The following is an 8,478-nucleotide window of genomic DNA, read 5'->3' on the forward strand; positions in this document are numbered from 1 at the left end:
ATGTCGCCCCGACTGTCGCTGCGTCCGACCCGCTTCGGGCTGGGGTTTCTGCTGCTGGTCGTGCTGACCCTGATCGGCTGCGTGAACTATGGCCTCAGCCTGGGGTACGGCCTGACCTTTCTGCTCAGCGGCGTGTGGATCATGACGGCCGCGCCTTTGAACCGGGTGGCGCGCGGGCTGGTGCTTCACCTGGACGCGCCGTCTCATGTTTCGGCCGGGCACTCCGCGCCCTTTCAGGTCAGGGCCCAGACTTCAGGCCCCGCCGGCCTGCTGAGCGTCCAGCTGCGGAGTGAAGCCGGGGACATGACCTGTGTGACCCTGCGTGTGCCCCCCGGCGAAACTGCGCGCACGTTACTGGAAATGCCGGTGCGTGCCCGTGGTCTGCTGACCCTGGCCTCGGTGCAGGTTGCTGTGCTCGATCCCCTGGGGCTGTGGGAACTGCGTGGCCCCATGGAGGTTTCAGGTCCGGTCACGGTCTTTCCGGCCCCGGAATCGGGCGCGCCGCCCCCACTGCGTCACGGTGCCGGTGCGGGAGAAGGACAGCGGCGGCAGCCCGGTCGGGAAGATTTTTCCGGACTGCGCCCCTACGCGGCGGGAGACTCGCCCCGGCAGATCTCCTGGCGTCACGCGGCGCGCACCGGGCAACTGCTGACCCGGGAAACAGACGCTCCACTGGGAGTAGTTCGCCATCTCGCCTGGACCGATACCGCCGGAGAGACCGAGGCCCGGCTCTCACGTCTGGCCGCCTGGATAGAGACGCTCCGGACCGAGGGCACCCCGTTCTCGCTGGAACTGCCCGGGGTGCACCTGCCGTCAGGCAGTGGGGAGGCCCACGTCCGGGCTGCCCAGACCGCCCTGGCCCGCCACACGCCCCTGCCGCAACCGCCTGAGGTGGCCCGTTCGTCCCTCAAGCCCGCGCGGCCCGATGGGGTGGCCCTGCGCGCCACGCTGCTGGCCCTGGGGGTGGCTCTGTTGCCGCTGGTCCTGCGTGTACCGGTATGGGCCAGTGTGCTGACCTTCGCGCTGCTGACGTATGCAGCTGTCCGCACGCGGCGTGCCCTGCCGCCGGCGCCAGCGTGGCTGCTGGGATTGCTGGCCGGTCTGGGGGGCGTGGCGCTCAACGCTCAGTACGGCACCCTGCTGGGGCGGGACGGCGGCACAGCCATCCTGGCGATGCTGGTGGCCCTGAAAAGCCTGGAGACCCGCACCCCACGGGACGGCCGGCTGCTGGTGCTGCTGGGGCTGTTCATCACGGCGACGCATTTTTTCCATGACCAGGGACCGCTCACGGCACTTCATTCCCTGCTCAGCGTGGCGGCGCTGCTTTCGGCCGCGGCCCTGTGGGTCGCGCCTCTTCCCAAGGCTCTTTCCCTGCGCCCAGCGTTGCGGCTGCTGGGGCTGGCCGCGCCCGTCGCCGTCACCCTGTTCGTGCTGTTTCCCCGCCCCGACGGGCCGCTGTGGACCCTGCCCCTGCAAGGGCCGGCCCAGACCGGACTGGCCAACCAGATCACGGCCGGGGAATTCAGTGCCCTGGCCCAGGACGACCGAGTGGCTTTCCGCGCCGATTTCCAGGGCGAGGTGCCTTCACCTGAAAACCGCTACTGGCGTGGCCCGGTGTTCGAGGCCTACGACGGCGTCAGCTGGACCCAGGTGCGGGTGCCGGGCCCGCCTCCCAGCCTGGAACCGACCGGCCCGGTCTGGATCTACAGCCTGACGCTGGAGCCCAACGGCTCCCCCTGGCTGCTGGCCCTGGACGCGCCTACCCGGGCGCCGCAGGGGGCTGTGCTGACCAGTGCGTTCCAGGCGGCGACCTTCCGGCCCTCGGGAACACGGCGGCGCTATCTGCTGGAAAGTCGGCCGGCCCGGCTGGGCGTTTCGGAGCACCGCGAGCGGCTGTCGTTTGACCTGATCCTGCCGGAAGGCCAGAGCCCACGGGCCCGGGCGCTGGCCCAGGGCTGGCAGACTCTGCCCCCGCAGCGGCGCATCGAGGCGGCGCTGAACTATCTGCGCCGGGGCGGCTTTACCTATACCCTCTCGCCGCCCACGCTGCCGGAAGCGAACCGGGTGGACGCCTTTCTGTTCGGCAGCCGCACGGGCTTTTGTGAGCATTACGCCAGTTCCTTTGCCTTCCTGATGCGCGCCGCCGGCCTGCCGGCGCGGATCGTGGGCGGCTACCTGGGCGGCGAAATCAACCCCGATGGCGGGTACATGATCGTGCGCCAGCAGGACGCCCACGCCTGGACCGAGGTCTGGCTGCCGGAGCAGGGCTGGGTGCGGGTGGACCCGACCGCCGTGGTTGCCCCCGCGCGGGTCAACACCAACCTGAGCACGGCCCTCACGCAGCCTCAGGCCACCACGGCAGCCGAGCCAGGCCCGACTGCGCAGCTCAGACTGCGCCTCGACGCTGTTCAGAACCGCTGGAACGAATGGGTGGTCGGATACGACAGTGCCCAGCAGCGCGACCTGCTGACCCGCGCCGGGCTGGGGGATGTGGGCAGCGTGCCTTATCTGGTGGTGCTTCCGCTGCTGCTGACGCTGGCGTTTGTGCCCGCTTTCCTGCTGCAGCGCGCGCAGGCCCGCCCGAAGGACCCGGCGGCACGTTCCCTGCATGACCTGGGGGCGCGGCTGGGAGTGCCGCGCGCTCCGGGCGAGACCGTCACCGCTTACCTGGAGCGCGCGGCCGCGAGGCACCCGCACCTCCGGGAGCAGCTTGGCGAGGTGCGGGCCGCCTATCACACGGCGCGGTATGCGGCAGGTGACCCGGCCGCGGCGCTGCAGGACCTGCGGCTGGCTGTCCGGCAGGTTCGCCCTGGACGCCGCCCAGGCTCAGGCAATGGGAGCAGGTAACGGTCCTCTTGCTGCCTCAGGCCGTAGCATGCAGGGCGTGAACGTCCTCCGCCTGATTCTTCCGGCTGTCGCAGGGTTGTCTGCGGCCCTGATCGCATATGGCGCCGCCTATGTGCGCGGTGATCTGGGCGGGGTGATGCAGTACCTGCGCGCCCGCGGCGCCCTGCGGCGTCTGGAAGCCAGCGGCGCGGGCCAGGAACAGCTGGCCTCGGCCCGCACTGCCCTGCGCGAGCTTGGTCAGCAGGTTGGCGACCCGGCCCTGGCCGCACGGCTGTGGCCGCTGGAACTGCTGGTCGGCCTGCTGATCGCCGTGCTGGTGTGGCGTCTGTTCGCGCGCCAGCTGAGTACCGGACCGCGCCCTGATATCCAGGAGCGCATGGTCGAGCGCCTCGCGCACCGTCTGGGTGGCCGCTTCACGCTGGCTGACCTGAACCGCAGCAGCCCGCTGAGCGACGAGCAGGCCCGCGCTGTGACCGCGCGGCTGCTGGAGCAGGGCCGCCTGACCCGCAGCGGCGACACCTTCGAACTCGTGATCCACCGCGTCCGGGGCGGACAACCTACCTCATGAGGCTGACCGGCTCCGAGCTGGCCCCGCTGTTTGCCGCGGCCATGAACGGCCCGCATTTCTCGGTGCGGGCAGCGCTGGCCCTGGCGGATGGGCAGCCACCGCCGCGGGTGGCCGCGCTGGTCGCTGGTCTGACGTCCAGTAAACGGTCGGTCTGGACCCAGTTGGCGGCTGTGGCCGGGACCCCTGTGCCGCCCGGTGACGCCGGCCTGACACGGCTGGCGGAGTGGGAACAGGAGGTTCTGCCGGTGCTGGGTGAGGTGCAGTTGAGTGCCCGACTGCCACATGGCAAGGCCGTGCGCGATCTGCTGCTCGAACATCACCGTGAGCTGCTGTGGACCGCCGGCCTCATCGCGGCGCACGCCTCGCGTGTGCGCAGCGCCTGATCCCGGAAAGGGAGCCGTGCCGGAGGAACGTCCCTTCCTGATGCCCCCCGATCCTGCGGGGGAGAATCCGGCGGGTCAGGTGCCGGCCGCCCTGTTCGATCTGGCAGTCAACCGCGCTGCTGCGGCGCTCCGCGGTGCGGGACCCGGGCAGCCGGAACGGGCGCTGGCCGTCTGGCATGCCCGTACCCGTTTCGCGCGGCGGGTGTCGCTCGGGGCCGTGAGGTCAGCACTGGAAAGCCGCCCGGCTGAAGGAGACTGGCACTGGGCCGGTGGTGCACAGGGCCGCTGGATACCGGGCCGCGCTCCGTTTCCGTAGCGTGGGGCAGACTCAGGCTGAGGGCAGCAGCGGCCCGCGTTATGCCGCCACCGTGACCATCTCTGGCTGTGCCATCGTCTGCGCGGCCAGCTGCACGGCCCGCGTGATTTCTTCCTGCGAAAGATAGGGAAGAGGCGGCCGGTCGCCGGGAACGCTCAGGGCAACCCATGAGTTGGCCGGCACATGCAGGAAGTCACAGGGCACCTCAGGACGCCCAGGGAGACGCAACTCGTGCAGGGCGTGATACATCACGACATTGCACACGTACAGTCCGGCGGTGTCGCTGATGTGCCCGGGAATCCCAGCCTCGCGCCAGGCCGCCAGGATGGGCCGCAGCGGCAGGCTGCTGAGGTACGCGGCCGGCACGTCCTCCTCCGCGCAGACCGGCGTGTCCTGGTACTGGCCACCGGCGTTGTCGGGAATGCTGAAGTCCATGATGTTCACGGCCGCCCGCTCCAGGGTGACCTGCGGGCGGCCGGCGGCCAGACCCGTGAGCAGCACGCCGGCCGGCTGCAGCTGATTTATCAGCCGGTTCAGGGCCTGCATGGAGGCCTGAGGTTCGACCAGCAACAAGGCCGAGTGGATGCGCAGGTCCCCCACCTGCTCGCCATCGAGGACCTGCGCGGTCTCAGCCGAGGGATTGGGGGCGTATAAAACGGCTCGAAACCGGTCAGAAGCAACATGGGCAGGAGCCCGAGTCTACGCTTACGGTCTGGGCCATCGCCGGGCCGCTATGCTCGGCGTATGCCGGAACTGCCGGAAGTGGAAACCACCCGCCGCAAAATCGAGCCCCTCCTCAAAGGCCGCGTGATCCGGCGAGTCGAACATGATTCGCCGCACCGCTACCGCGACACGCACCTCGCCGAGGGCCGGCGTGTCCGGGGCCTGAGCAGGCGTGGCAAGTATCTGATGCTGCAGCTTGTGGCTGCCGACGCCGCCGACGAGGACCCGCACGACCTGGAACTGATCGTGCACCTGGGCATGACCGGGGGCTTCCGTCTGGAAGGGGGTAAACATACCCGGGTGACGCTCAGCACCGACGCTGGCACGCTCCACTTCGACGACTCCCGCCGCTTCGGCAAGATGGCCGTGGTGCGCCCCGGCGAGTACGCCGCGATGCCCACGCTGGCCGGTATGGGCCCCGAGCCCCTGTCCGAGGAGTTCCGTGAACAGGAGTTTGTAAAGGCCGCAGCCCATTGCGGCGCCGTGAAGCCCTGGCTGCTGTCGCAGAAGCCGGTCAGTGGGGTGGGCAACATCTATGCCGACGAGAGCCTGTGGATGGCCCGCATTCACCCGGCCCAGACCCGCCTGAAGGCCGACGAGGCGCGGCGGCTGTACCAGGCCATCCGCGATGTGATGACGGCAGCTGTCGAAGCCGGCGGCAGCACCCTGAGTGACGGCACCTACCAGCAGCACGACGGGGTCAGCGGCCTGTTCCAGTTCAGTCACCGTGCCTATGCCCGCGACGGCCAGCCATGCGAGCGCTGCGGCACCTCCATCGAGAAGATCGTCCTGGGACAGCGGGGCACCCATTTTTGCCCCGAGTGCCAGAAACTGCGGGCGGCGAAGGTCTGAGCATGGCCGACCCAGGTTGGGCGTGAAGCCCACGGCGCGGGACCTGCGGAACCACCGACGAAGCCAGATGGCGTTCGCGCTGGTGCTTCTCCTGTCTCTGACCTGGGTGGGCAGTCAGGTGCTGCCCAGCCTGCTGCAGGAGGAACTGCCCTACGTGGCAGCCCGGCACGTGACGCATGACGCGACCCTGCTGGACCCGGGACAGTCCGGCCGGAGCCCGGCAAGTGCCCGGCCGTGGGTGCAGCTTCCGGACGGCCATGTGGTGCGGCTGGAGGAGTCCATGCCCACTGCAGATCTTCCACCTGTGGGACAGCGGATGCCGGTCAGCTGCGTAGAAACACCCCTGGGAAGAATCCCAGGGGTGACATGCTCTGTTCGCCTCAGACGCTGGCGGTGGTCGTCTCGTGGCCCTGCCGGTCCGAGCTCTGACCGCCCAGAGCCGCCTTCACGAAACCTGCAAATGGCGGGCTGGGGCGCATGGGCCGGCTCTTGAACTCAGGATGGGCCTGCAGCGCCACGAAGAAGGGATGTCCAGCGATTTCCACGCTTTCCACCAGACCGGCGCCGCGTCCGGCCACGCCGGGGGTGACGCCGCTGATGGTCAGTCCGGCGTCCTGAAGCTGCCCGGTGTAGGCGGGGTTGACTTCGTAACGGTGACGGTGGCGCTCCTTGACCGTGCCGCCCTGAGGCACACCGTACAGCTCGGCGATGGTGGTCCCGCCGCGCAGGTCCATGGGCCAGTCACCCAGGCGCATGGTGCCGCCCATGCCCGCGACCTCCAGCTGCTCGGGCATCAGGTCGATGACTTTGTGCGGGGCATACTCGTCGAACTCGGCACTGTTGGCTCCGTCCAGGCCCGCCACGTGACGCGCGTACTCGATCACCGCGATCTGCATGCCCAGGCAGATGCCCAGATAAGGCACGCCGCGCGTGCGGGCGTACTCGGCGGCCTTGACCTTGCCCTCGATACCGCGGATCCCGAAGCCCCCGGGCACCAGAATGCCGTCGGCGTTGCCCAGCTGCGCGGCCAGTGCGCCCTCGCCGCCATCGGCCAGCTCCTCAGCGTTGACCCAGCGGATGTTCACGCGCGCGTCGTTGGCAATGCCCGCGTGGGTCAGTGATTCCATCAGCGACAGGTAGGCGTCGGGCATTTCGGTGTACTTGCCGGCAATGGCGATCGTGACCTCGCGGGTGGGCTGCTTGATGGTCCGGACCGCATTGGTCCACACGCCCAGGTTGGGCATGGTGCGTTCGAGGCCCAGCAGGTCCTCAACGACCTTCCCAAGCCCCTGCTCTTCCAGGGTCAGCGGTACCTCGTAGACGTGGTTGACGTCGTAACTGGAGAACACGCGGTTCTCGCGCACGCTGGTAAAGAGGGCGATCTTGCGGGTGATCTCGGACGGCAGCTTGGTCTTGCTACGCACCATCACGATGTCAGGGCTGATGCCGACGCTGCGCAGGGTTGCCACGCTGTGCTGGGTGGGCTTGGTCTTGAACTCGTTGCTGGTGCCCAGATACGGCACCAGGGTGAGGTGCAGGAACAGCACGTTCTCGTCGCCCTCGTCGAACTTGAACTGCCGGATGGCTTCCAGGAACGGCAGCGACTCGATGTCCCCGACCGTGCCGCCTACCTCGATCAGGACGATTTCGGCGCCAGCCGTCTCACCGGCCATACGGATACGGTGCTTGATCTCGTCGGTGACGTGCGGAATGACCTGCACCGTCTGAGACAGGTAGTCCCCGGCGCGCTCCTTGCGGATGACTTGCTGGTAGACCTGCCCGGTGGTGATGTTGCTGCCCGCGGGAATGTCCAGGTCCAGAAAGCGCTCGTAGTTGCCGATGTCCAGATCCGTCTCGGCGCCCGAGGCCGTGACGAAGACCTCGCCGTGCTCGTAGGGCCGCATGGTGCCCGCGTCGATGTTGATATAGGGATCGATCTTGACGGCCGTGACCTTATAGCCGCGCGCCCGCAGCAGGGCACCCAGACTGGCGCTGGCCACGCCCTTTCCAAGGCTGCTGACCACGCCGCCCGTTACAAAGATGTATTTCATGTCTGACCGCGAGCGCCTGCCCCCCGGGTGCGGGTTGAGGTGTGGGGGCATAAAACGAAAAACCGGGGCGCTCGGCCTCCGGGATTTGATGCTAGCACGCTGCGCGGACAGGGAACAGAGAGGCTGTCCAGGAAAGAGAAGGACAGCCCTCACCGCAGAAGGGAAGCTGCACCAGTTGTGAGTCTTCTCTGGAGGGTTCTCCATAACGTCGCAGCAATGTCGTAGCGCCCGATGCCCGAAATTCCTGGCAATCCTGCCACGCAGCTGCCAGACCAGTTCTGGAATTCACGAATCGAGTGCTTGCATCCACCCCCAGGCATCAGAGCACCCGGTCTTCAGGCTTGAACACTGACGTCTGATGCTCAGGCCAGGACGCCTCACCGGAAAGGATCAGACAAAACGAGAGCCAATGGAAAGGCTTGGCGAGAACAGGAAACGGCCACACCTTGGCTCATTCCTCATTCAGGCCAACTCGGCAGCTCGGCGAAAGCATGACGAAAACACTGTGGTGGGCGCATGGTCAAGCAGATGTGAACAGCTTAAAGACTTCATGGAGATCCCAGAACGCCATTTTTGACTTTTTTTTGAGTGCCTGTTTCTACCTTGGAGTCACACCAAAGCACTGCACAACGCACCAGGGGGAACACCATGAAGACCAAGAAACTTCACGCCATCACGCTTTCTGCCACCATGCTCCTCGCCGCCTGCGGACAGCAGGCCAACAGCCCCCAGGCCCAG

7 protein-coding genes are annotated in these 8,478 nt (G+C 67.8%); 5 read left to right on the forward strand and 2 right to left on the reverse strand.

Going from position 1 to position 8,478, the window contains the following annotated elements:
• Genes IEY49_RS08200 through IEY49_RS08215 form a run of 4 tightly spaced genes read left to right on the forward strand, consistent with a single transcriptional unit; the run spans nt 1 to nt 4,114 of the window.
• Nucleotides 1-2,847, forward strand: coding sequence for a transglutaminaseTgpA domain-containing protein (locus tag IEY49_RS08200; RefSeq protein WP_189006527.1), 2,847 nt, complete (start codon nt 1-3; stop codon nt 2,845-2,847).
• 28 nt (nt 2,848-2,875) lie between these two features.
• On the forward strand, nt 2,876-3,415 hold the full coding sequence (locus IEY49_RS08205) for a hypothetical protein (protein ID WP_189006529.1): 540 nt from the start codon (nt 2,876-2,878) through the stop codon (nt 3,413-3,415).
• Complete coding sequence (locus tag IEY49_RS08210) at nt 3,412-3,798, forward strand: hypothetical protein (protein ID WP_189006531.1); 387 nt, start codon at nt 3,412-3,414, stop codon at nt 3,796-3,798. The genes IEY49_RS08205 and IEY49_RS08210 overlap by 4 nt, the downstream gene beginning before the upstream one ends.
• A 40-nt stretch (nt 3,799-3,838) precedes the next feature.
• Entirely contained in the window at nt 3,839-4,114 is a 276-nt protein-coding gene (locus IEY49_RS08215; RefSeq protein WP_229780696.1) for a hypothetical protein, read from the forward strand.
• A 39-nt stretch (nt 4,115-4,153) separates the two neighbouring features.
• Here IEY49_RS08215 and IEY49_RS08220 read toward each other — a convergent pair whose 3' ends face one another.
• Nucleotides 4,154-4,714: a pyroglutamyl-peptidase I gene (locus IEY49_RS08220; RefSeq protein ID WP_308424649.1), complete on the reverse strand. Its 561-nt coding sequence runs from the start codon at nt 4,712-4,714 to the stop codon at nt 4,154-4,156.
• A 144-nt stretch (nt 4,715-4,858) separates the two neighbouring features.
• On the opposite strand from IEY49_RS08220, the gene IEY49_RS08225 reads away from it, so the two are divergent.
• Entirely contained in the window at nt 4,859-5,689 is an 831-nt protein-coding gene (locus IEY49_RS08225; RefSeq protein ID WP_189006534.1) for a DNA-formamidopyrimidine glycosylase, read from the forward strand.
• 380 nt (nt 5,690-6,069) lie between these two features.
• On the opposite strand, the gene pyrG is transcribed toward IEY49_RS08225, so the two are convergent.
• Nucleotides 6,070-7,740, reverse strand: a complete 1,671-nt coding sequence (pyrG, locus tag IEY49_RS08230; protein ID WP_189006536.1) for a CTP synthase — start codon at nt 7,738-7,740, stop codon at nt 6,070-6,072.
• Nucleotides 7,741-8,478: the final 738 nt, after the last annotated feature.

This window comes from Deinococcus malanensis (assembly GCF_014647655.1).
GTDB classification, from domain to species: domain Bacteria; phylum Deinococcota; class Deinococci; order Deinococcales; family Deinococcaceae; genus Deinococcus; species Deinococcus malanensis.

Bases quoted from the DNA above. Each gene is read 5' to 3' on its own strand.
- IEY49_RS08205 (WP_189006529.1), top strand. From the start codon at position 2,876: ATGCAGGGCGTGAACGTCCTCCGCCTGATTCTTCCGGCTGTCGCAGGG.
- IEY49_RS08215 (WP_229780696.1), top strand. From the start codon at position 3,839: ATGCCCCCCGATCCTGCGGGGGAGAATCCGGCGGGTCAGGTGCCGGCC.
- IEY49_RS08200 (WP_189006527.1), top strand. From the start codon at position 1: ATGTCGCCCCGACTGTCGCTGCGTCCGACCCGCTTCGGGCTGGGGTTT.
- IEY49_RS08225 (WP_189006534.1), top strand. From the start codon at position 4,859: ATGCCGGAACTGCCGGAAGTGGAAACCACCCGCCGCAAAATCGAGCCC.
- IEY49_RS08210 (WP_189006531.1), top strand. From the start codon at position 3,412: ATGAGGCTGACCGGCTCCGAGCTGGCCCCGCTGTTTGCCGCGGCCATG.
- pyrG (WP_189006536.1), bottom strand. From the start codon at position 7,740: ATGAAATACATCTTTGTAACGGGCGGCGTGGTCAGCAGCCTTGGAAAG.